Genomic DNA, 20,151 nt, shown 5'->3' with positions numbered 1-20,151 from the left:
ACCGGCGGCCGCGTCTAGACCTTTTGGTCGACGTGAGCGTTTTCCTACAGCCGCCTAAAATCGCGCTCCAACAAAAGCGCAAGCAAAAGAGAGAGAGGCGGGCATGCTGGACATCGACAAACTCAACGAATTCACACAGAACCATGGCGAGCTGCAGCGCGGCCGCGGCCTCGTCACCGGAACCATCGCCCTGAGCCTGGGCATCCTGTGCTTCCTTGGCGTGCTGGCCTTCCACTTTCCGCAGTACCTCACGACGCCCGAGCTGCGCAAGAGCTACAACGTCGACGTGATGCGCTTCATCCTGCTGGCGGCCATGGTGGTCTCGGGCGGGCTGGCGCTGGTGAACATCATCTTCAACCGCTCGCGCTGGCTGTCCTCGGCCGCCTTCCTGCTGGTGGCTGCGGCCGCGCTGCTGGGCGGACACAAGGTGCCGGTGAACGACTTTGCCGACAACACGCCCTACATCGGCCTGGACTGGTTCATCCTCGACCTGCTGGGCTCCTCGCTGATCTTCATCTTCATCGAGAAGCTGTTTGCGCTGCGCAAGGACCAGCCGGTGTTCCGCGCCGAATGGCAGACCGACTTCCACCATTTCGTGGTCAACCACATGATCGTGGGCTTCGTGCTGCTGGCCACCAACCTGATGGTGCACAAGTTCTTCGGCTGGGCCGCCAACGACGGCGTGCGCGGCTGGGTGGGCAACCTGCCGTTCTGGGCCGGACTGCTGCTGATCGTCCTGGTGGCCGACCTCGTGCAGTACTGGACCCACCGCGCCTACCACGAGGTGCCGGTGCTGTGGCGCCTGCACGCGGTGCACCACAGCGTGAAGAGCATGGACTGGATGGCCGGCTCGCGCCAGCACATCCTCGAGCTGCTGATCACGCGCACGCTGGTGCTGGCGCCGATCTACGTGCTGGGCTTTTCCAAGGAAGTGATCGACGCGTACATCGTGGTGGTGGGCTTCCAGGCGGTGTTCAACCACTGCAACGTGAGCGTGCGGCTCGGGCCGCTGCGCTACATCATCGTCACGCCCAACTTCCACCACTGGCACCACAGCCAGGACGTGGAGGCGCTCGACAAGAACTATTCGGCGCACTACGCCTTTCTCGACTATCTCTTCGGCACCGCGGTGAAGAGCACCAAGCTCTGGCCCGAGAAATACGGCGTGCTCGGCGACTACGTGCCCAACGGCTTCTTCAAGCAGCTGAAGTTTCCTTTCGTCTGGAAGGGATGATGGCGCGGCGCCATCTCCGCGCGGCGGCGCTTGCCGCTTGCGCATCGCTGCTGCTGCTGTCGGCCTGCGCCACCCGCGTCGACCTGCCGTCCAAGGATGCGGGGCTGCGCCTGCGCGTGCAGAGCTCGGTCATCGCGCCCGGCAACGGCGGCGAGCTCATTGCCGCCGATGCGCTGCAGCCCGGCGACATCCTGCTGACCTCCATCGCCACGGTCAACTCTTTCGGCATCCGGCTGGGCACCTTCTCGCCCGTGAGCCATGCCGTGCTCTACCTGGGCGACGGCCTGATCGCCGAGGCGGTAGGCAGCGGCGTGCGCGCGCGCCCGCTGGCCGACGTGGTGGACGAGGAGCAGATGGTCGTGGCCTTCCGCGTGCCCGGGCTCGATGACTCGGGAGCCCGGAAACTGCGCACCTGGGCCAACTCGCAGGTGGGCATCCGCTACAACACCACCGGCGTGCTGCTGAATGCGCCCTTCGTGCTGAACCGGCGCCTGTGCGAGCTGCCGCTCATTCCCTCCGCCGTGAGCCACTACTGCATCAGCGGCATGGCCATGGTGCAGCTGGGCGCGAGCCGCGACGACCAGTTCTTCTGCTCGCAGTTCGTGCTCGAGGCCTACCGCCAGGCCGGCCTGCCGATCACCGACGCCGACCCGCGCTGGGTCAGCCCGGCCGACCTGCTGCACATGCGCGAGGGCGACGTGCCCTCGATTGCCGCCACGCAGCCGCTGCGCTACGTGGGCCACCTCAAGTACAACGCGCCGCCGCTGCTGGCGGCCGATGGACCCTGACCGGCTTGAGCGCTCCTTCTCATTTCGACGTGGTGGTGGTTGGCGCGGGCGCGGCCGGGCTGTTCTGCGCGGGCCTGGCCGGCCAGCGCGGGCTCAAGGTGCTGCTGGTCGACCACAGCGAAAAGATCGCGGAAAAAATCCGCATCTCGGGCGGCGGCCGCGCCAACTTCACCAACCGCGACCTCGACGTGCGCGCGCCGCAGCGCCACTTCATCGGCGGCAACCCGAATTTCTGCCGCTCGGCGCTGTCGCGCTATGCGCCGCAGCAGTTCATCGACCTGGTGCACAAGCACGGCATTGCGTATCACGAAAAGCACAAGGGCCAGCTGTTCTGCGACGGCTCCTCGCAGCAGATCATCGACATGCTGCTGGCGGAGTGCGAGGCCGGCGGCGTCACGCGCTGGCAGCCGTGCAAGCTCGGAAAGATCGTGTTCTCGGCCGCCGGCGACGGCACATCGGGCGCGGGCAGCTACCGGATCGATAGCACCAGGGGTCCCATCGAAACGCCCAGGCTGGTGGTCGCCACCGGCGGCCTGTCGATTCCGCAGATCGGCGCCAGCGACTTCGGCTACCGCCTGGCCGAGCAGTTCGGCCTGCGCGTCGTCACGCCGCGCCCGGCGCTGGTGCCGCTGACCTTCGGCGGCGACGCCTGGGCGCCGTATGCCGAACTGGCCGGGCTGGCGCTGCCGGTGCGCATCGAGACCGGCGCCAGGAAGGAAAAGATGGCCTTCCTCGAGGACCTGCTGTTCACCCACCGCGGCCTGTCAGGCCCGGCCGTGCTGCAGATTTCGAGCTACTGGAAGCCCGGCAGCCCGCTCACGCTCGACTTCGCACCCGGCGTGGACGTGGCCGAGGCCCTGGCCGAAGCCAAGCTGCGCTCGAAGAAACGCATCGCCAACGAGCTGGCCGCGCTCGTGCCCTCCCGGCTGGCCGATGCCTGGGTCGGGCAGGACCCGGCCCTGCAGCGGCCCATCAACGAGGCGGCCGACAAGGCCTTGGCCGCCCTGGCGGAGCGCATTGCCCGCTGGCAGATCATCCCCAGCGGCACCGAGGGCTACAAGAAGGCCGAAGTCACGGCCGGCGGCGTCGACACCCGCGACCTGTCCTCCCAGACCATGGAATCGAAGCAGCCGGGCCTGTATTTCATCGGCGAAGTGGTCGATGTGACGGGCTGGCTGGGCGGATACAACTTCCAGTGGGCCTGGGCCAGCGCGCACGCCTGCGCCACCTCCTTCTGAAAAGGCCGCGAGGCGCGCGAGGCCTCGCGGAGTGCTATACTCGCGGGCTAACTTCTGGCCTTCCCTCAACGGCCGCAAAAATTTTCAGTTGAGGAACCCCGGCTTGGGGCCTCGATCTCCCCAGGCCAAATTCAGTTCAACGATTCATCAATGACCACCATCCGCGTTAAAGAAAACGAGCCTTTCGACGTCGCCCTGCGCCGCTTCAAGCGCACCATCGAAAAGCTCGGCCTGCTGACCGACCTGCGTGCCCGCGAGTTCTACGAAAAGCCGACCGCCGAGCGCAAGCGCAAGAAGGCAGCCGCCGTCAAGCGCCACTACAAGCGCGTGCGCAGCATGCAGCTGCCCAAGAAGCTGTACTAAGCAACACCCGGGCCCGGCCGCCGACGAAAGTCGCCGCCAGCCCCGTTGCCCCAGCCGCGCCAGGGAAACCTGCCGCGGCTTTTGTTTTTTCCGAAAGGTTGTGCCGAATGACACTCAAAGAACAGATCACCGAAGACATGAAGACCGCCATGCGCGCCAAGGACTCGGAGCGCCTGGGCACCATCCGCCTGCTGCTGGCCGCGCTGAAGCAGAAGGAAGTCGACGAGCGCGTGGAGCTCGACGATGCCATGGTCGTTGCCATCGTCGACAAGATGGTCAAGCAGCGCAAGGACTCGATCGCCGCGTTCACCACCGGCGGCCGCGCCGACCTGGCCGACAAGGAATCGGCCGAGATCAAGGTGCTCGAGGTCTACCTGCCGCAGCGCATGGGCGCCGACGAAGTGGCCGCCGAAGTGAAGGCCATCGTGGCCGAACTGGGCGCCAAGGGCCCCGGCGACATGGGCAAGGTGATGGGCGCGGTCAAGACCCGCCTCGCGGGCAAGGCCGACATGGGCCAGGTGAGCGCTGCGGTCAAGGCCGCCCTCGCGAACAACGCCTGATGAACGACAGCAGCAGCGGCCGCACCAGCCCGATCCTGAAGGCCTGCGCCTGCCTGGTCGACGCCAGGGGCCGGCTGCTGGTGTTCCGCCACCCCGGCGACGGCAACATGCAGCTGCCCAAGGGCACCGTCGAGCCCGGCGAATCGCCCGAGGTGGCGGTGCGGCGCGAGCTGCTGGAGGAATCGGGCATCGACCACGTCGGCGAGCTGCAGCCGCTCGGCACCCTGCAGCGCGACTGCGAAGCCGGCACCGAGGGCAATACGCTGCGCCACCCCCAGCTGTGGCACCTGTTCCTGATGCGCGCCGACGGCCCGCTGCCCGAAACCTTCGACCACGTGGCCATGGGCAGCCCCGAGGAAGACGGCCTGGTGTTCCCGTTCAGCTGGCTGGCGGCCGGCGACGACATCAGCAGCTTCACCCTGCCCTACCGGCAGGCCATCGAGCGCGTTCGCGCGGCCCTGCTCGCAGCGTAGGGCTCGTCGCCAGGTGCTTCGGGTTCACGCCAGCGCGCGAACCACCATGTAGAGCCCCAGCAGCGCCAGCCCGGCCAGGAAACAGCGCCTGAACACCGCCACCGGCAGCCGCTTGCGCAGCCAGGTGCCGATCGCCATGCCGCCGAGGGCCGGCACCAGCATCGCGAGCGATCCCCCCACCGCCGCCATCGGATAGCCGCCGTTGCCCGCGAGCCCGATGGCGAGCACCACGGTCGAGGTGGTGAACGAGATGCCCATCGCCTGGATCAGCGCATCGCGCTGGAAGCCCAGGGCCTGCAGGTAAGGCACGGCCGGCACCACGAACACCCCGGTCACCGCCGTCACCAACCCGGTGGCGGCGCCCACCACCGGCCCGAGCCAGCGCTCATGCGCCGCGGGCACCTGCAGCTGCCGTCCCGTGAGGCCCCAGAGCGCGTAAGCCACCAGCGCCACGCCCAGCGCCACCGAGGCCCCTTCGCCCGCTGGCACGCCGAGCCACAGTGCGCCGCCCAGGGTGCCCGCCACGATGCCCGCCTGCATGCCGCCGATGCGGCGCAGCACCGGCCAGAAGCTCGCGCGCGGCCCGGTCTGCCAGAGGTTGGTGACGAGCGACGGCGCGATCAGCAGCGCCGCCGCGCGCACCGGCGGCATCCAGAGCGCAAGCAGCGCCATCGACACCGTCGGCAGCCCGAGCCCGATCACGCCCTTGACCACGCCGGCCAGCAGAAACACCAGGGTGGCCGCCGCCCAGTGGCCCGTTGCCAGTTCTGCAAGATCATTCGAAATCGTCATGGCGGCGCAGTCTGCCGGCCACGGCCGCGCCTGGAAATGCGGCATTCGCGCAGCCGGCCTCAGGCACAGGCTGAGGCTCCCGTGCTACCTTGCGGCCTCACCATGCGATTCGATCTCACCGACCTGCGGCTTTTCCTCCATGTGGTCGAGGCCGGCAGCCTCACGGCCGGCGCGGCACGCTCGCACATGACGCTCGCCTCGGCCAGCCAGCGCGTGCGCGGCATGGAAGACGCCCTCGGCAGCCCGCTGCTCACGCGCCATGCGCAGGGCGTGCGCCCGACCGAGGCCGGCCGCACGCTGCTGCACCATGCGCGCGTCGTGCTGCAGCAGATGGAGCGCCTGCGCGGCGAGCTCGGCGAGTACGGCCAGGGCCTCAAGGGCCATGTGCGGCTCATGTGCGGCACCTCGGCGCTGACCGAGCACCTGCCCGAGGTGCTGAGCCGTTTTCTCATGCAGCATCCGCGCATCTCGGTCGACCTCGAGGAGCGCCCCAGCCCCGACACCGTCGATGCGCTGCGCGGCGGCCGCTGCGACATCGGCATCGTCTCGGACGCCATCGACACCGAGGGCCTCGAATGCCATCCGTTCCGCCGCGATGACCTGGTGCTGGTGATGCCGCGCGGCCATGCGCTGGCCGGGCGCCGGCGCGTGATGCTGGCCGAGGTGATTGACAGCGAATTCGTCGGCCTGCCCGCCGACAGCGCGCTGCAGCTGCTGCTCACGCAGCACGCCCGCGCGCTCGGCAAGCACCTGGCGTACCGGGTGCGCGTGGGCAACTTCGAGGCCGTGTGCCGCATGGTGGTGCATGGCATCGGCGTGGGCATCGTGCCGCAGACGGCGGCCGAACGCTGCGCCCGCTCGATGAAGATCGCGCGCGCCGCGCTCGGCGACGCCTGGGCCGAGCGCACGCTGATGGCGTGCGTGCGCTCGTCGCAGGAACTGCCGCTCAATGCGCGGCGCATGCTCGAGCACCTGGTGGCACCGGTGGAACAGGTGGCGGCGAAGTAGCCGCGGCGCCCTTCCCCGGGCGGCTCAGCGCGCAGGCGCGGCGAGCAGTTCCGCCATCTTCTGCAGCGCCGCTTCCGGCGTCGGCGCGATGTGGATCGAGCAGGCCAGCATGAGGTTCAGCGGCTGCCCGAAGTCCTCCACCGCGATGCCGCTGCCGCTCTCGCGCAGCACCCCGGCCGCATCGGGCGCGCATTGCAGCGCCTCCCTGGCGCGGTCGGCATAGCTGCCCGCGGGCACGCCGTAGGCCACGACCGGGATCTGCAGCGCCACCGCGGCGCCCACCTCGAACACGGTGCCCGAATCAGGCTCCAGGCCGCGGAAGCACGCGAGGTTGGCCACCACGCCATCGGCGCCGCGAAGGCGCTGCATGTTGGCCTGGTAGATCTGCATTTCCGGCGCCTGTGCAGCCGGCTCCTCGTTGCCGTCGGCCGGCAGCAGGGCCGCCAGCCCGAGCGCGTCGCAGGCCGCCGCGAGCCGCACGAAGTGCTCCCTGGCGTCCGGGCGAAAGACGTCGGGGCCGGCAAGGTAGATCCGCGGGCGCGCCGGGTTGTCAGGGGATGTGTCCATGAAGGGCACATCTTAGGTTTTTGCGGCCCGCCGTACTACGATGGCACTTCCTCACGACGAAGGAGCCGCCATGCCTCTCTATCTGATCGAGCGCAATTTTGCGGATCAACTCGAGGTCTCGCCCGAGGCCGCGGCCGGCATCATCCGCGTCAACGACGACGTCGGCGTGCGCTGGCTGTATTCGTTCCTCAGCGCCGACAAGAAGAAGACGTACTGCCTGTACGAAGCCCCCGGCATCGAGCCGATCCGCGAGGCGGCACGGCGCAACGGACTGCCGGCCGATGTGGTGGTCGAGGTCGGCGAGCTGCGCCCGCCGCCGCTGCCGGCCGACCTCCTGTCGGCCTGAAGTTCATTTTGCCCGCGGGTCGTCCGCCGGATTGACGTAGGTCACGCCCCAGGGGCCGGTGCCGTGCAGCTGCACCACCGTTTCCTCGCTGGTCCAGGCGAAGTGCGGCGTCTTGGGCTGCAGGATCATCATGCCGCCCGCAACCACCGGCATCGACTTCTGCATGTCGAGCTTGTCGCCCAGGCCCATGTGGAAGGTGCCCGAGAGCACGGTCACCCGCTCGACGGCCGGATGCCAGTGCGACGGAATCCGGTAATTGGCCGGCACCTTGAGGCGCACCGTGAAAGGCACGGCCTCGCTCATCGGGCCTTCGATCACCGCGAGCTTCGCGCCGGGCGGCAGCGAGGGAACATCGGCCCATTTGAGGTCGGCGGGCGAGATCATCCGGTGATCGCCGGACTGGGCCCAGCTGGTGGCGATGCCCGCGATCAGGGCGGCGCCGATCGCCCAGGCGGCAAATGGCTGGCGTGTCATGGTGAGCTTCCTTTCCTTCCGTGTCACCGGCGAAGCGCCGCCGGAGCGCGAGCGAGAGCTGCGGCTGCGTCTACAGCCGCACCACGTCGCCCTTGAGCGAATAGAGGATCGCGACCACCTCGTTCTTCTCGGCCTGGTCGTAGCCGTTCTTGGTCATGGCCGCGACGATGTCGTCCATTGCGGCGACCAGCTCCTGCTCGCTGATGTTCATGCCCTTGTGGGCCGACACCAGGTCCTTGCCGGTGTAGCACTGCGGGCCGCCGCTGCCGGAGCAGAGGAACTCGACCACATGGCGCTCGACCTCGGCGCGGTTGCTGTTCGCAAAGCGCGAACGGATGAGCGGGTTGGTGTAGTGGTTCTCGACGACGTCGGTGACGAGCCGCTGGATGCGCTCCTCTCCACCAAGTCGTTCGTACAGGGTTGCAGGCATGGGGCGCACTCCTTCGGGTTGAGGGCCCGGCGGCGCCGAGCCCGAGACCCGAAGTTAGGCCTGGGCGCGCGGCCGCGCATCGCCCGAATTGACCATTTCGCGCCGGGCCACCCCGGCAATCAGGATGGCTCCAGGCCCTCGGCGACGCGGTGGCGGTGCGCCCAGGCCGCGGCTTCGGTGCGGCTGCGGCAGTCGGTCTTGGAGAGGATGTGGCGCACGTGGTGCGCCACCGTGTGCGGGCTGATGAACAGGCGCTCGGCGATCGCCTGGTTGCTGCAGCCGGCGCAGAGCAGCCGCAGCACGGCAAGCTCGCGCCGGCTCAGGCCCTCGGGGGACGCGGACGGCATCGCGCCGGCGCCTGCCAGTTCGCGCTGCAGCGCCTCGCAGCGCCGCGCCAGGCTGGCCATGCCCAGTTCGCGGCCGAGCGCGAGTGCCGCATCGAGCTGCGTGCCCGCGGCCGCTGCATCGCCGCGCGCGGCCAGCCAGCGCGCCCATTCGAAGCGGCTGTACGCCAGCCAGGGGCGGCCGCCGCAGCGCTCGTCCAGCGCGACCGCGGCCTCCAGATGCGCCGCGGCTTTTGCATCGTCGCCGGCCAGCGCGGCCAGCATGCCGCGGTAGCGGTCCACGGCGCCGAAGCAGGCGATGTTGGTGCCGGTCACCACGTTGCGGCCGGCGTAAGGCGCGAGCAGCCGGTACAGCAGCGCCGCGCCCGGCCGGTCGCCGAGGCGGGCGCAGACCTCGGCCGCAAAGACGGTGTTGGTCAGCCACATGCCGTCGCGCGCAATGCCGGCAAAGCCGTCGGCCGCGAGTGCCTCGTAGGCCTCGCGGGCCGGCTCGTGCAGGTCGAGCTCGGTACAGATCAGTGCGAGGCCGGGCTGCCAGAGGCTGTCGCGCGGCACGCTGCCGACCAGGCCGCGCAGCACCGGCAGCACCTCGCCAAGGCGGCCCTGGTGCCGCCGCAGCACGAAGATCTGCAGGCTGTAGGCGCCCTGTGCGTTGCCGGGCAGGAAGCGCTGCCCGATCGTGAAGGTCTCGCCGGCCAGCCGCTCGGCATCCGCGAAGCGGCCCTCGTAGGCTGCGAGCAGCGTGAGGCTGGCCAGCCCCATGGCCTGCATGAAGGGCTGGCGGATGGCATCCGCCACCCGCGCATGGACCTGCGCCAGCGGGCGCGCCGCGGCGAGTTCGCCCTTCTCGACCAGGTCGCCGAAGTACCAGCCGGTCAGCGCGTCGACCCACTCCATGTGGCCGGCACGCTCGGCCACTTCGAGTGCCTCGCGCGCGCAGCGCAGGCGCTCGTCGAGCTGGGTGGGATCGGCGCGCGCCGGCAGGATTGCCGCCAGCGCCTTGAACAGCGGGTGCGGCATCGCCAGTTCGCGCGCCAGCGCAACGGCCTGGTGCTGCGCCGCGTTGGCCTGCGGCTGGCGGCCGCAGAAGATGCAGGCGCGGCACAGCGCGGCCAGCAGGTCGACCCGCAGCGCGGCGTCGAAACCGTCTGACGGTGCCAGCGCCTCTTCGAGCAGCGCCGCCGCCTGCTCGCCCGGGCGGCTGATGCGCCAGCCGTTGTTCTCGAAGCCGAGCGCCGCCTGCGCGAAGAGGTCCGCGTCGCCGAGCGTGCGCGCCAGCGTGGCCGCTTCCAGGAAGGTGGCGGCACTGGCATCGTTCTCGCCGGCATGCATCTGCACCGCACCGAGCGCCAGCAACAGCGCGCCATGTCGCGCGCGCTCGGCCGGCAGCCAGCGCTCCTGCAACTGCAGCGCGAGGCGATAGCAGCGCAGGGCTTCTTCGTGCGCCATCAGCGCCACGGCGCGCGCGGCGGCCTGCTGCGCGATGTCCAGCGCGCGCGCCGCGTTGCCCGCGGGCAGGGCCGCGGCCGCATGGTAGGCGAGCTGCGCCAGCACCGCGTCGAGCCGCCCGGCGTGGCGCGCCTCGAGCGACTCGGCGATGCGCCCGTGCAGCGCGACGCGGCGCGCCGCGGGCAGCTCGTCATAGAGCACCTCGCGGATCAGCACGTGGCTGAACTGGTACTGCGGCCCGGGCGGCACGGCCTCGATGACGCGCTGCGCCAGCGCCTCGTCGAGCCTGCCCAGCAACGCGGCCTCGCTGCCGGCGCCAGCCAGCTCGGCCAGCAGCGGCAAGTCGAAGTCGCGGCCGATGCATGCGGCGATCGCGAGCAGTTCGCAGCACGGCGCCGAGAGCTGGTTGAGCCGCTGGCCGATCACCGCGCGGATGCCGCTCGGCACGGTCTCGGCCCGCGCCGCGGCGGCGTGCGGGTCGTTGCCGCAGGGGCCCTGCTGCAGGAAGCGCAGCGTCTCGACCAGGTACAGCGGATTGCCCTCGGTGCGGCGATGCATGGTCGCGATCACGGCGGGCGGCGGCGTCACGGCGCTGGCCGCGGCCACCATCCGCTCGGTTTCCTCGAGGCTCAGCCCTTGCAGCGGCAGGCGGCAGAACTGCCGGGTGTTCAGCAGCTCGGCCAGGGTGGCGGCCAGCGGATGCTGGCGCGACAGGCCGGCCTCGCGGTAGGAGCCGAGCAGCAGGATGCGGGATTCGCCGACGTCCTGGGCGATGAAGGCCAGCAGCCGCAGCGACGAGGCGTCGGCCCAGTGCAGGTTGTCCAGGATCAGCAGCAGCGGACGCAGCGTCGCCACCTGGCGCCAGAAATGCGTGATCGAGGCAAACAGCCGGAAGCGTGCCTGGTCGCCCTCGCCGATCGCCGGCAGCGCGATGCCGGGGGGCAGCCGCCCGGCGAGCTCGGGCGCGATCTCGACCGCCGCGGCGGCCTCGCGCCCGAGCAGCGCGGGCAGGCGCTCGTCGCGGCAGGCCCGCAGGCAGGCCTGCATCGCGCGGCTCCACGGCAGGAAAGGCGGCGCGCCGGGTTCCTCGAGGCAGCGGCCCCACAGGGTCAGCATGCCGCGCCGCAGGGCCAGCGTCGCCACCTCCTGGGCGAGCCGCGTCTTGCCGATGCCGGCCTCGCCGCTCAGCATGACGACGCGGCCGCGCCCGGCCAGCGCCCCGCCGAGCGCATCGTGCGCCAGCTGCAATTCGCCGCGGCGCCCGACGAAGGGCTCGCTCGCGCCCGCCACCGCCGCTCCCGCGGCAGGCGCCGCACCGCAGGCCGGACATGGCGCATCGGCATGCAGGCGAACGCGCCCGCAGCGATGACAGCCGATCCGGTCCAGTGCAGCCATGCCGCTCCTTGTGCTTTGCCGGCCACGGGACCGGCAAGCGCAAGTCTGCGCGCGGCGAATGCCTATAGGACTTAGGACTTACGCGACGGTGAAGGGAGGCCGAGAGCCCGGCAGCTCCGATGCCCGCACATCGCGGCGCGCGCGCAGCACCCACGGCGTGGCCAGCAGGGCCAGCAGCCGCACCAGCGCAATCTCCTGCGGCGTCCAGCGCGCGCGTGTGCCGAGCACGTTGAAGGTGGCCGCGCATCGGCCGTCTTCCAGCAGCGGCACGTTCACCACCGCGCGCAGGCCCAGCGCGGCAATGAGGGCGTGGTCGTCGAACACCTCGGCCAGCGCCGCCTCCCCTTCACCGACGAAGACCTCGGCGCGCAGCAGCAGCTGCTGCGTCCATGGCGTGAGCGTCTTGCGCTTGCGGCCGGCCACCGGGTAGGCCTGCGGGTCGGATGACCAGAGGCGCTGCAGCTGCACTTCGTCCGGCGGATCGCCCGGGGCCGTCGCGTTCAGGTTCACCGTGAGCAGCCCCGGCCCGAGCAGCGCGCGGCGCGCCGACTCGATGTGCCCCAGCGCGGCATCGACCGTGGCGGCCCGCGGCAAAGCGTCGCACAGCCGCTCGCACACTTCGGTGGACAGCCCCTCAGTCAAGCTTGATCCCGAGGTCCTTGATGACCTTGCCGTAGCGCTCGGTGTCCCTGCGCAACGCGGCGGCCAGCTGCTCGGGCGTGCTCTTCACCAGCTCGACGCCGATCGCATCCATGCGGGCGCGCACCTCGGGCACCGCCAGGGCCTTGTTGATTTCGGCATTGAGCCGCGCGACCAGCTCGGCGGGCATGCCCGCCGGTCCGAATGCGGCGTACCAAACGCTCATCTCATAACCGGGCAGCGTCTCGGCGACGGTGGGCGTGTCGGGCAGCAGCGCGGAGCGCCTGGGCTCCGTCACGGCCAGGAGGCGCAGCTTGCCCGCCTTGACGTGCGGCAGCGTCTGCGTGCCGGCGGAGAACAGCACCTGGGTCTGGTTGGCCACGGTGTCGAGCACCGCCGGCGCGCCGCCCTTGTAGGGCACGTGCAACATGTCGATGCCGGCCGCCTTCTTGAACATCTCGGCGCTCAGGTGGTTGGTGGAACCGCCGCCGGCCGAGGCGTACGCCAGCTTGCCGGGGTTGGCCTTGGCGTAGGCGATGAACTCGCGCAGGTCCTTGGCCGGCACCGAGGGGTTGACCACCATCGTGTTGATCACGTTGGCCACCAGCGCAATGGGCGTGAAGTCATCCGCGCCCTTGAAGGGCATGCCGGGCATCAGCGCGGGATTCATCGCGTGCGTGCTCATCGAGCCGATCAGGAGCGTGTAGCCGTCGGGCCTGGCCTTGGCGACGAAGTTGGAGCCGATGTTGCCGGAAGCGCCGACGCGGTTGTCGACCACCACCGGCTGGCCCATCGACTTGCCGAGCTGCTCGGCAATGGCGCGCGCCAGGATGTCGGTCGAGCCGCCGGCGGCCCAGGGGACGACCAGCGTGATCGGCTTCTCGGGGTAGGTGGCCGGCGCGGCCTGCGCGGCGCATGAGAGGGCCAGCAGAAGCAGGCCCCGCAAGGCACGTTGGAGCATGGTGATGTCCTTGGAACGAAGGTGAGGAAGTTGAAGCAAGACGAGATGGAAATCAGCGGCCCACGGCATAGCCCTGCATGCCGCGCGGGTTGGCGCCGGCACGCAGCACCAGCCGGCCCTGCGCGTCGTGTTCGCGGCTGCAGGCGGACATGCGGCTTTCGGACCAAGCATCGCCAACCTGCACCTGGTGGCCCATTGCGCGCAGCTGTTCGAGCGTCTCGGGGTCGAAGCGCGATTCCAGCGTGAGCGTGTTGAGCGTGGTCTGGCGCGGCCAGAAGGAGCCGGGCGCGTGCTTGACGTGCCAGGCCGGCGCGTCGATGGCCTGCTGCAGGTTGAGGCCGTGCACCGCATGGCGCAGGAAGAAGCCGACCGACCACTGGTCCTGCTGGTCTCCGCCGGGCGTTCCGAACGCCATGCAGGGCTCGCCGTCGCGCAGCGCCATCGACGGCGACAGCGTGGTGCAGGGCGCGACACGCGGCTCGAGCGAGCTGGGCAGCCCCTCGTCGAGCCAGCTCATCTGCAACCGCGTGTTCAGCGCGAAGCCCAGCGCCGGAATCGCGGGGCTCGAGGACAGCCAGCCGCCCGAAGGCGTGGCCGCGACCATGTTGCCGTGCCGGTCGATCACGTCGATGTGGCAGGTGTCGCCCACGAAGATCTCGCGCTCCGCCCATTCGGCGACCGGCGGCAGCGCGGCGAAGGTGGGTTCGCCGACGCCGAAGCGCGTGTCGGCCGTGCGCAGGGTTCGCGCACTCACGTCCAGATCGGGCAGGCGCGGCGCCAGGCCGAGCGGCTCACCGGGCCGCAGCACCTCGGACGCGCGCCCTGGATCGACCATGGCCCAGCGTTCGCGCAGGTAGGCATCCGACAGCAGCGCCTGCTGCGCATCGGCGCGCGCGCCGGACGCCGCGCCATACCATGCCAGCCGGTCGGCCAGGGCCAGCTTGGCGGCTTCGGTGATGCGGTGCACGAAGCCCGCCGTGCCAGGCGCATGCTGCTCGAGCCCCGCATGGCGCAGCATGCCGATCTGCTGCAGGAACGCCGGCCCCTGGCTCCAGAAGCCGCACTTCGCGACCGTGTAGCGGCCGAACTGCGCCGTGAGCGGCGCCTCGGTGGCAACGCGCCATGCGGCCATGTCCTCGTAGCGCAGCAGGCCGGCATGCGCCTCGCCGCTGCTGTCGCGCACGGCCGTGCCGCGGCAGTAGCTGTCGATCTCGCGCGCCACGAAGCCCTGCTGCCAGGTGCGGATCGCCGCATCGATCACGCCGGTGCGGCCGCTGCCTTCGCGCTCGGCGATCTCGACGATGCGGCTGTAGGTGGCGGCCAGCGCCGGCAGCCGGAACAGCGACCCCGGCTGGGGCAGCTTGCCGCCGGGCAGCCACACCTCGGCCGACGAATGCCAGTGTTCGAGGAACAGGCCGCGCACGGCAAGAATTGCCTCGGCGACGCGCGGCACCAGCGGAAAGCCGTCGCGCGCATAGCCGATCGCCGGTGCCAGCACCCCCGCGAGCGACCAGGTGCCGTGCTCGCGCAGCATGGTGAGCCAGGCAGGGAACGCACCCGGCACCGTGGCCGCCAGGAGGCCGATGCCCGGCACCTGCTCGAAGCCGAGCGCGCGAAACGCCGCGGCGCTGGCCTCGGCCGGTGCGCAGCCCTGTCCGCGGACGGCATGCATGCGCCGCTCGCGTTCGCTCCACAGCAGGATCGGCACCTCGCCACCGGGGCCGTTGAGATGCGGCTCCACCACCTGCAGCACGAAGCCGGCGGCCACGGCGGCGTCGAAGGCGTTGCCGCCGCGCTCGAGCACGCCCATCGCGGTCTGCGAGGCCAGCCAGTGGGTCGAAGAGGCGACGCCGAAGGTGCCGGCGATTTCAGGACGGGTCGTGAACATCCGGCCGAGTGTAGAAACAACGAATAGCTGCTTCTGCATATTTTCTGATGAATCCATGCATTGGCTGCTATGGCTCTCGCATAGGATCGGCGGCATGCCGGCGCCGACACTGCAACACCTCACGCCGCGGCTCAAGCTGCGCCACTTCGCCCTTCTCGCGGAACTCGAGCGCCAGCGCTCGGTCAGCCGCGCGGCGCAGCACCTCGGCCTGAGCCAGCCCACCGTCACGCGCGCGCTGGGCGAGATCGAGAACATCTTCATGGCGCCGCTGTTCACGCGCGGCCGGCGCGGCCTGGAGCCCACGGCCGCGGGCCTGCTGGTGCTGGCGCGGGCGCGGGTTGCGCTGGCCGATGCGCAATCGCTGGGCGAGGACCTGGCCGCGCTCGGCACCGGGCTGCAGGGGCGGCTGCGCATCGGCGTCATCCCCTTTCTTTCGCGCGTCACGCAGGACGCCGTCTGGCAGCACCTGCTGGCGGTGCGGCCGCGCCTGGGCTTCGTGGTCGAAGAGGCCACGACCCATGCGCTCGTGCAGGCCGTGCGGGCGCGCACGCTGGACTGCGCGATCTGCCGCTTCACGCCGGCCAGCGCCGAAGCCGGGCTGGCGCAGCAGTTCCTCTACGAGCAGGAACCGCGCCTCGTGGTGTCGCGCGCGGCCGCCCAGCGGCTGCTGCGGCGCGGGCTCGACTGGGAGGCCTTCGTGTCCTTGCACTGGATCTTCCCGCCGGCGGACACGCCGATCCGCCAGATGATCCATTCGATCTTCGCCTCGGCCGGGCAGCCGGTGCCGGTGCCCCTGCTGGAGGCCTACGCGCACAAGACGCTGGTGTCGGTGCTGCGGCACATGCCCGACGCGATCACCATCCTGCCCGACGACATTGCGCAGGAGGTGGCCGACGCGAGCGGCGCCCGCGTGATGCCCCAGCGCCTGCAGTGGAACCTGCCGCCCGTGGGCGTGGTACGGCTGCAGGATGCGGCCAACGCGACCATCGTGGATGCGATGGCCGAGGCGCTTCGCAGCGCGCGGCCCTAGCGGCTCGAAAGCGCCTGGGTGGCAGTGGCCAGCCCGGCATCCGCCTGGCTGCGGAACTGCCGCGGCGTCACGCCGCTCTGCAGCCTGAAGCGGCGGCTGAAGTACACGGCGTCGCCGAAGCCGCACTGCCGCGCGATGTCGCCGATGCGGGCATTCGAGGTCACCAGCAGTTCCTTCGCGCGCTCCAGGCGGCGCTCGGTCACGAGTTCGGTGAAGGTGCGCTGGGTCTGCTTCTTGAGCAGGTGCGCGAGGTAGTTGGGCGAGAGCATGGCGGCCGCCGCGGCGTCGTTGAGCGACATCTCCTCGGCCAGGTGCTCGCGCACGTAGCGCATCACGCGCTGCAGCGCATCGTGGCCCGCGCTGCGGCCGCTCTGCAGCGCCGCCTGCGCGAGCAGCGGCGCCTCGTGCCGGCGGCAGGCCAGCGCCATCAGCTGCAGCAGGATGCCGCGGATCGCGCCCACGGCACCGAAGCGCCGCCCGCGGTTCAGCGCGGCAAGCTCATCGAGCCATCCGAGGATGCGCGCGAAATCGGCATCGCCGAAGTGGAAGTCCATGTATTCCTGGAACAGGAAGAGTGCGAGCTCCGGCTGGCGCGCGGCCGGCACCTCCTCCAGGTCGAGCGCCTCGACCGCGAGTTCGGGCCAGAGAAAGCCCTGGTCGAAGTTCACGATGGCATAGCGCGCGCCGGGCGGGTGCGGCACCACGTGCACGCGGTAAGGCAGCACGAAGCTCAGGTGCCCCGCGGTGAACGGCCGCACCGCGCCGCCAATCACCTGTTGCGAGCCGCCGTGGATGCTGACCTGGATCTGGAAGTACTCGTGCCGGTGCGGGCGCGCGAGCACGTCGCGCGCGCCTTCGAAGCGGATGTCGAAGTCGAGGTGGTTCGCGCGCTCCTGCATGCCATAGAGGCGCAGGCTGCTGGATGGAAGAGCCGACGACATGGCGCGATGGTAAGCCCCTCGCCCAGGGCCGCCCCGACAGGCGGGACGGTGTTGCTTTCGTCCTGTTTTTGCGTAGATGCGTGCGCAAGCGCCGCCGCGGCGCGCTCCAGAATGGCCCGGCCGGCTGCGGCCGGCCTTCATCGCTTTTCATCAAAGATCCAGGAGACAAAGACCATGTCCAATTCACGACGCGGCCTGCTGGCCGGTTCCGCCGCCGTGGCCGCCAGCGCCATGGCCGGCTGCGCGCTGCCGGCCGGCGGCGCATCGCGCCCGGCGCCCACGCCCTTCACGGTCGCACAGGCCACGGTGCCGATCGTCGGCAGCGAGCAGGCGTTTCCGGTGCGCCGCATCTACTGCATCGGCCGCAACTATGCGGCCCATGCGCGCGAGATGGGTTCCGACCCGAGCCGCGAACCGCCCTTCTTCTTCCAGAAACCGGCGGACGCGATCCAGGTCGTCACGCCCGGCACCGTGGCCGACCATCCGTACCCCTCGCTCACCAAGAACTACCACTACGAGGTGGAACTGGTGGTCGCGCTCGGCAAGGGCGGGCGCAACATCGCGGCGGCGGATGCGCTGGACCTGGTCTATGGCTATTCGCTCGGGCTGGACATGACCCGGCGCGACCTGCAGCGCGAGATGGGCGACCAGAAAAAGCCCTGGGAGATCGGCAAGAGCTTCGACCGCTCGGCGCCGATCGGGCCGATCCATCCGGTGGCCAAGGTCGGCCACTACACCGACGGCGCGATCTGGCTCAAGGTGAACGGCCAGACCAGGCAGAACGCCACGCTCAAGCACATGATCTGGTCGGTGGCGGAGCAGATCAGCCGCCTGTCGCAGGCCTTCGAGCTGATGCCCGGCGACATCATCTATTCGGGCACGCCCGAGAACGTGGGACCGGTGGTGCGCGGCGATGTGATCGAGATCCACATCGACGGCCTGCCGAACCTGTCGGTGCGCATCGTCTGATGGATGCGCCGGCCGGCTAGCTGCCGGCCACCTTCATGCGGTTGACCAGCACCGAGCCCGTGGTCTTGGCGCCGAAGGTGTAGGCGTCGGCGCCGATGGCCTCGATGCCCATCAGCATGTCCTTGAGGTTGCCGGCAATGGTGATCTCATGCACCGGGAAGGCGATCTTGCCCTTCTCGACCCAGAAGCCGCTCGCGCCGCGCGAGTAGTCGCCGGTCACGTAGTTCACGCCCTGCCCCATCAGCTCGATCACGAAGAGGCCGGTGCCGAGCTTGGCGAGCATGGCGTCGAGGTCGTCGCCCGGCTGGGTGAGGCGCGAGCTCAGCGTCAGGTTGTGCGAGCCGCCGGCGTTGCCGGTGGTCTTCATGCCCAGCTTGCGCGCGGAATAGGTCGACAAAAAGTAGCCTTCGAGCCGGCCGGCGTCCACCACCTTGCGTGCACGGGTCACCACGCCTTCGTCGTCGAAGGGCGAGCTGCCCTTGCCGCGCAGGATGTGCGGGTCTTCGGCCACGTCGACGTGCTTGGGCAGCACCGGCTTGCCGAGCGAATCGAGCAGGAAAGTGCTCTTGCGGTACAGCGCCCCGCCGCTCACGGCCTGCACCAGCCCGCCCAGCAGGCCCACGGCCAGCGGCGACTCGAACAGCACCGGGCATTCGGTGGTCTTGATCTTGCGCGACTTGAGCCGGCTCAGCGCCCGTTCGGCGGCATAGCGGCCCACCGCCTGCGGGCTGGCCAGCTCGCCGGCCGAGCGCATGGAGCTGTACCAGGAGTCGCGCTGCATGTCGTCGCCCTTGCCGGCGATCGGCGCGACCGAGATCGAATGCCGCGAGCTGGCGTAGCCGCCGCGGAAGCCGTGCGTGTGGGCGCTGAAGAAGTGGCTCTGCTGGGCCGAGACGCCCGCACCTTCGCTGTTGGTGATGCGCTTGTCGGTCGAGAGCGCCGCCTCTTCGCATTCGAGCGCGAGCCGGGCGGCTTCTTCGCTGGTCACGCTCCAGGGATGGAACAGGTCGAGCTCGGGGTGCTCCTTGGCGATGTCTTCCTCGTCGGGAAGGCCGCTGACCGGGTCTTCGGCGGTGAAGCGGGCGATGTCGTAGGCCGCCTGCACGGTCTGGGCGATGGCGGCCTCGGAGAAGTCGGAGGTGCTGGCGTTGCCGCGGCGGTGGCCCACGTAGACCGTGATGCCGAGCGACTTGTCGCGGTTGCGCTCCACGTTCTCGAGTTCGCCCTTGCGGACCGAGACGCTGAGGCCGCAGCCCTCGGAGGCCTCGGCGCCGGCGTCGGTGGCACCGAGCTTCTTGGCGTGGGCCAGGGCCGTGTCGACCAGGTTTTCGAAGAAGGAGCGGCTGTAGGCGAAGCCGGAATCGGCGCGCGAGGAGGATGTCGTCATGTGGTGGCTATGATACTTGCGCCCCCCATATCCCGTTTTGTCCCGGCTTTCCGTTGCGCATTGCACGCGTTGCAACGCCGCACGGTGCGGCCCAGAATCCACCCCATGTCCCGCAAACCCAAAAAAGGCTATTTCGTCCGTGGCCAGTTCGTTGCCGAAGGCAGCGAGCTCGACCTGGAGCTCAAGCGCGAGCTCAAGGGCACCGACGAAGCCAGCCGCACCGACCTCAAGCGCGAAAGCGATGAACTGCAAAAGCTCGGCACCGAACTGCTCGGCCTGCGCGCCGGCCTGTTCGATGCGCTGCCGCTGGGCGAAAAACTGGTCGACGCCATCGCCGAGGCCAAGCGCATCACCAACTTTGAGGGCAAGCGGCGGCAGATGCAGTTCATCGGCAAGCTGATGCGCAAGCTCGAACCCGAAGTACTCGAAGCCGTGAAGCTCGCCCTGACCGAGCAGAACAGCGTGCCCGCGGCCGAAACCGCCGCGCTGCACGAGGCCGAGCGCTGGCGCGACCGGCTGATTGCCGACGACGACGCGCTGGGCGGCTGGATCGAAACCCACCCCGCCACCGATTCCCAGCAGCTGCGCGCCCTGGTGCGCCAGGCCCGCAAGGACCTGAAGGCCGGGCCCGCCGGCGAGGCGCCGCGCCAGGGCAAGGCCTACCGCGAGATCTTCCAGCTGGTGCGCGCGCAGCTTGCGGTGCACGGTGGTGCGGACCATGCGGCGGCGGCAGCCGCGCAGGACCGGGAGGAAGACGCGTGAGTCGTCTGTCTTCCTCCCTCCCCTCCCGGGGGAGGGCCGGGGTGGGGGTACGCAGCGTATCCATCGGGCGCCCCGGCCGCCCCCATCCCAACCTTCCCCCGGAAGGGGAAGGA

The 20,151-nt window shown here is 70.1% G+C and carries 21 protein-coding genes; 11 read left to right on the top strand and 10 right to left on the bottom strand.

Features of this window, described 5'->3' with window-relative positions; all coding sequences use genetic code 11:
* The first annotated feature begins 103 nt into the window (after nucleotides 1-103).
* The 6 genes from VPA02S_RS25580 (at nucleotide 104) to VPA02S_RS25555 (ending at nucleotide 4,656) form a co-directional block, all read left to right on the top strand.
* A complete protein-coding gene (locus VPA02S_RS25580) occupies nucleotides 104-1,234 on the top strand; it encodes a sterol desaturase family protein (protein ID WP_012748633.1) in 1,131 nt (376 codons plus the stop codon).
* Nucleotides 1,234-2,022: a YaeF family permuted papain-like enzyme gene (locus VPA02S_RS25575; protein WP_062366404.1), complete on the top strand. Its 789-nt coding sequence runs from the start codon at nucleotides 1,234-1,236 to the stop codon at nucleotides 2,020-2,022. Before VPA02S_RS25580 ends, VPA02S_RS25575 begins: the two co-directional genes overlap by 1 nt.
* A 5-nt stretch (nucleotides 2,023-2,027) precedes the next feature.
* Nucleotides 2,028-3,260, top strand: a complete 1,233-nt coding sequence (locus tag VPA02S_RS25570) for a BaiN/RdsA family NAD(P)/FAD-dependent oxidoreductase (RefSeq protein WP_062366403.1) — start codon at nucleotides 2,028-2,030, stop codon at nucleotides 3,258-3,260.
* 150 nt (nucleotides 3,261-3,410) lie between these two features.
* Complete coding sequence (gene rpsU, locus VPA02S_RS25565) at nucleotides 3,411-3,623, top strand: 30S ribosomal protein S21 (protein ID WP_007833691.1); 213 nt, start codon at nucleotides 3,411-3,413, stop codon at nucleotides 3,621-3,623.
* 107 nt (nucleotides 3,624-3,730) lie between these two features.
* Entirely contained in the window at nucleotides 3,731-4,183 is a 453-nt protein-coding gene (locus tag VPA02S_RS25560; protein WP_018906356.1) for a GatB/YqeY domain-containing protein, read from the top strand.
* On the top strand, nucleotides 4,183-4,656 hold the full coding sequence (locus VPA02S_RS25555) for an NUDIX domain-containing protein (protein ID WP_062366401.1): 474 nt from the start codon (nucleotides 4,183-4,185) through the stop codon (nucleotides 4,654-4,656). Before VPA02S_RS25560 ends, VPA02S_RS25555 begins: the two co-directional genes overlap by 1 nt.
* A gap of 24 nt (nucleotides 4,657-4,680) precedes the next feature.
* Here the strand turns inward: VPA02S_RS25555 and VPA02S_RS25550 are convergent, their stop codons facing one another.
* Nucleotides 4,681-5,448 (bottom strand): sulfite exporter TauE/SafE family protein, encoded by a 768-nt coding sequence (locus VPA02S_RS25550; protein ID WP_174545095.1) that lies wholly within the window; start codon nucleotides 5,446-5,448, stop codon nucleotides 4,681-4,683.
* Nucleotides 5,449-5,550: 102 nt separating this feature from the next.
* Between VPA02S_RS25550 and VPA02S_RS25545 the strand changes: the two genes are divergently transcribed.
* Nucleotides 5,551-6,456 (top strand): LysR family transcriptional regulator, encoded by a 906-nt coding sequence (locus VPA02S_RS25545; protein WP_062366398.1) that lies wholly within the window; start codon nucleotides 5,551-5,553, stop codon nucleotides 6,454-6,456.
* Between the two features lie 24 nt (nucleotides 6,457-6,480).
* Here the strand turns inward: VPA02S_RS25545 and VPA02S_RS25540 are convergent, their stop codons facing one another.
* Nucleotides 6,481-7,023, bottom strand: a complete 543-nt coding sequence (locus tag VPA02S_RS25540; RefSeq protein ID WP_062366424.1) for a nucleoside 2-deoxyribosyltransferase — start codon at nucleotides 7,021-7,023, stop codon at nucleotides 6,481-6,483.
* 70 nt (nucleotides 7,024-7,093) lie between these two features.
* On the opposite strand from VPA02S_RS25540, the gene VPA02S_RS25535 reads away from it, so the two are divergent.
* Nucleotides 7,094-7,369, top strand: coding sequence for a DUF4242 domain-containing protein (locus VPA02S_RS25535; RefSeq protein ID WP_012748641.1), 276 nt, complete (start codon nucleotides 7,094-7,096; stop codon nucleotides 7,367-7,369).
* Nucleotides 7,370-7,372: 3 nt separating this feature from the next.
* On the opposite strand, the gene VPA02S_RS25530 is transcribed toward VPA02S_RS25535, so the two are convergent.
* From VPA02S_RS25530 to VPA02S_RS25505, 6 genes are all read right to left on the bottom strand, one after another.
* The gene (locus tag VPA02S_RS25530; protein ID WP_018906353.1) at nucleotides 7,373-7,843 is read right to left on the bottom strand and encodes a cupin domain-containing protein; all 471 of its coding nucleotides are present in this window, start codon (nucleotides 7,841-7,843) and stop codon (nucleotides 7,373-7,375) included.
* Between the two features lie 70 nt (nucleotides 7,844-7,913).
* Complete coding sequence (locus VPA02S_RS25525) at nucleotides 7,914-8,273, bottom strand: group I truncated hemoglobin (protein ID WP_062366395.1); 360 nt, start codon at nucleotides 8,271-8,273, stop codon at nucleotides 7,914-7,916.
* Between the two features lie 119 nt (nucleotides 8,274-8,392).
* Entirely contained in the window at nucleotides 8,393-11,461 is a 3,069-nt protein-coding gene (locus tag VPA02S_RS25520; RefSeq protein WP_062366393.1) for a helix-turn-helix transcriptional regulator, read from the bottom strand.
* 78 nt (nucleotides 11,462-11,539) lie between these two features.
* Nucleotides 11,540-12,103 (bottom strand): GAF domain-containing protein, encoded by a 564-nt coding sequence (locus tag VPA02S_RS25515; protein WP_244883753.1) that lies wholly within the window; start codon nucleotides 12,101-12,103, stop codon nucleotides 11,540-11,542.
* Nucleotides 12,096-13,061, bottom strand: a complete 966-nt coding sequence (locus VPA02S_RS25510) for a Bug family tripartite tricarboxylate transporter substrate binding protein (protein WP_062366389.1) — start codon at nucleotides 13,059-13,061, stop codon at nucleotides 12,096-12,098. Before VPA02S_RS25510 ends, VPA02S_RS25515 begins: the two co-directional genes overlap by 8 nt.
* A gap of 52 nt (nucleotides 13,062-13,113) precedes the next feature.
* Nucleotides 13,114-14,949 carry a gamma-glutamyltransferase family protein gene (locus VPA02S_RS25505; protein WP_062366387.1) on the bottom strand — a complete coding sequence of 612 codons (1,836 nt, stop codon included), beginning with the start codon at nucleotides 14,947-14,949 and terminating at the stop codon, nucleotides 13,114-13,116.
* Nucleotides 14,950-15,043: 94 nt separating this feature from the next.
* On the opposite strand from VPA02S_RS25505, the gene VPA02S_RS25500 reads away from it, so the two are divergent.
* Complete coding sequence (locus tag VPA02S_RS25500) at nucleotides 15,044-15,979, top strand: LysR family transcriptional regulator (RefSeq protein WP_062366385.1); 936 nt, start codon at nucleotides 15,044-15,046, stop codon at nucleotides 15,977-15,979.
* Here VPA02S_RS25500 and VPA02S_RS25495 read toward each other — a convergent pair.
* Nucleotides 15,976-16,920: an AraC family transcriptional regulator gene (locus VPA02S_RS25495; protein ID WP_374987742.1), complete on the bottom strand. Its 945-nt coding sequence runs from the start codon at nucleotides 16,918-16,920 to the stop codon at nucleotides 15,976-15,978. The genes VPA02S_RS25500 and VPA02S_RS25495 overlap by 4 nt on opposite strands.
* 174 nt (nucleotides 16,921-17,094) lie before the next feature.
* Here VPA02S_RS25495 and VPA02S_RS25490 point away from each other — a divergent pair, with 174 nt between their 5' ends.
* Nucleotides 17,095-17,889: a fumarylacetoacetate hydrolase family protein gene (locus tag VPA02S_RS25490; RefSeq protein ID WP_062366381.1), complete on the top strand. Its 795-nt coding sequence runs from the start codon at nucleotides 17,095-17,097 to the stop codon at nucleotides 17,887-17,889.
* 16 nt (nucleotides 17,890-17,905) lie between these two features.
* Here the strand turns inward: VPA02S_RS25490 and pmbA are convergent, their stop codons facing one another.
* Nucleotides 17,906-19,276: a metalloprotease PmbA gene (gene pmbA, locus VPA02S_RS25485; protein WP_062366379.1), complete on the bottom strand. Its 1,371-nt coding sequence runs from the start codon at nucleotides 19,274-19,276 to the stop codon at nucleotides 17,906-17,908.
* A 105-nt stretch (nucleotides 19,277-19,381) separates the two neighbouring features.
* Here pmbA and yjgA point away from each other — a divergent pair, with 105 nt between their 5' ends.
* A complete protein-coding gene (gene yjgA, locus VPA02S_RS25480; RefSeq protein WP_062366377.1) occupies nucleotides 19,382-20,038 on the top strand; it encodes a ribosome biogenesis factor YjgA in 657 nt (218 codons plus the stop codon).
* The last annotated feature ends 113 nt before the right edge of the window (nucleotides 20,039-20,151 follow it).

Origin of the sequence: Variovorax paradoxus NBRC 15149, from assembly GCF_001591365.1 — a bacterium.
In the GTDB taxonomy this organism is placed as follows: Bacteria; Pseudomonadota; Gammaproteobacteria; order Burkholderiales; family Burkholderiaceae_C; genus Variovorax; species Variovorax paradoxus.
The sequence above is the reverse complement of the archived record's forward strand: the minus strand, read 5'-3'. Positions and strand labels throughout refer to the sequence as shown.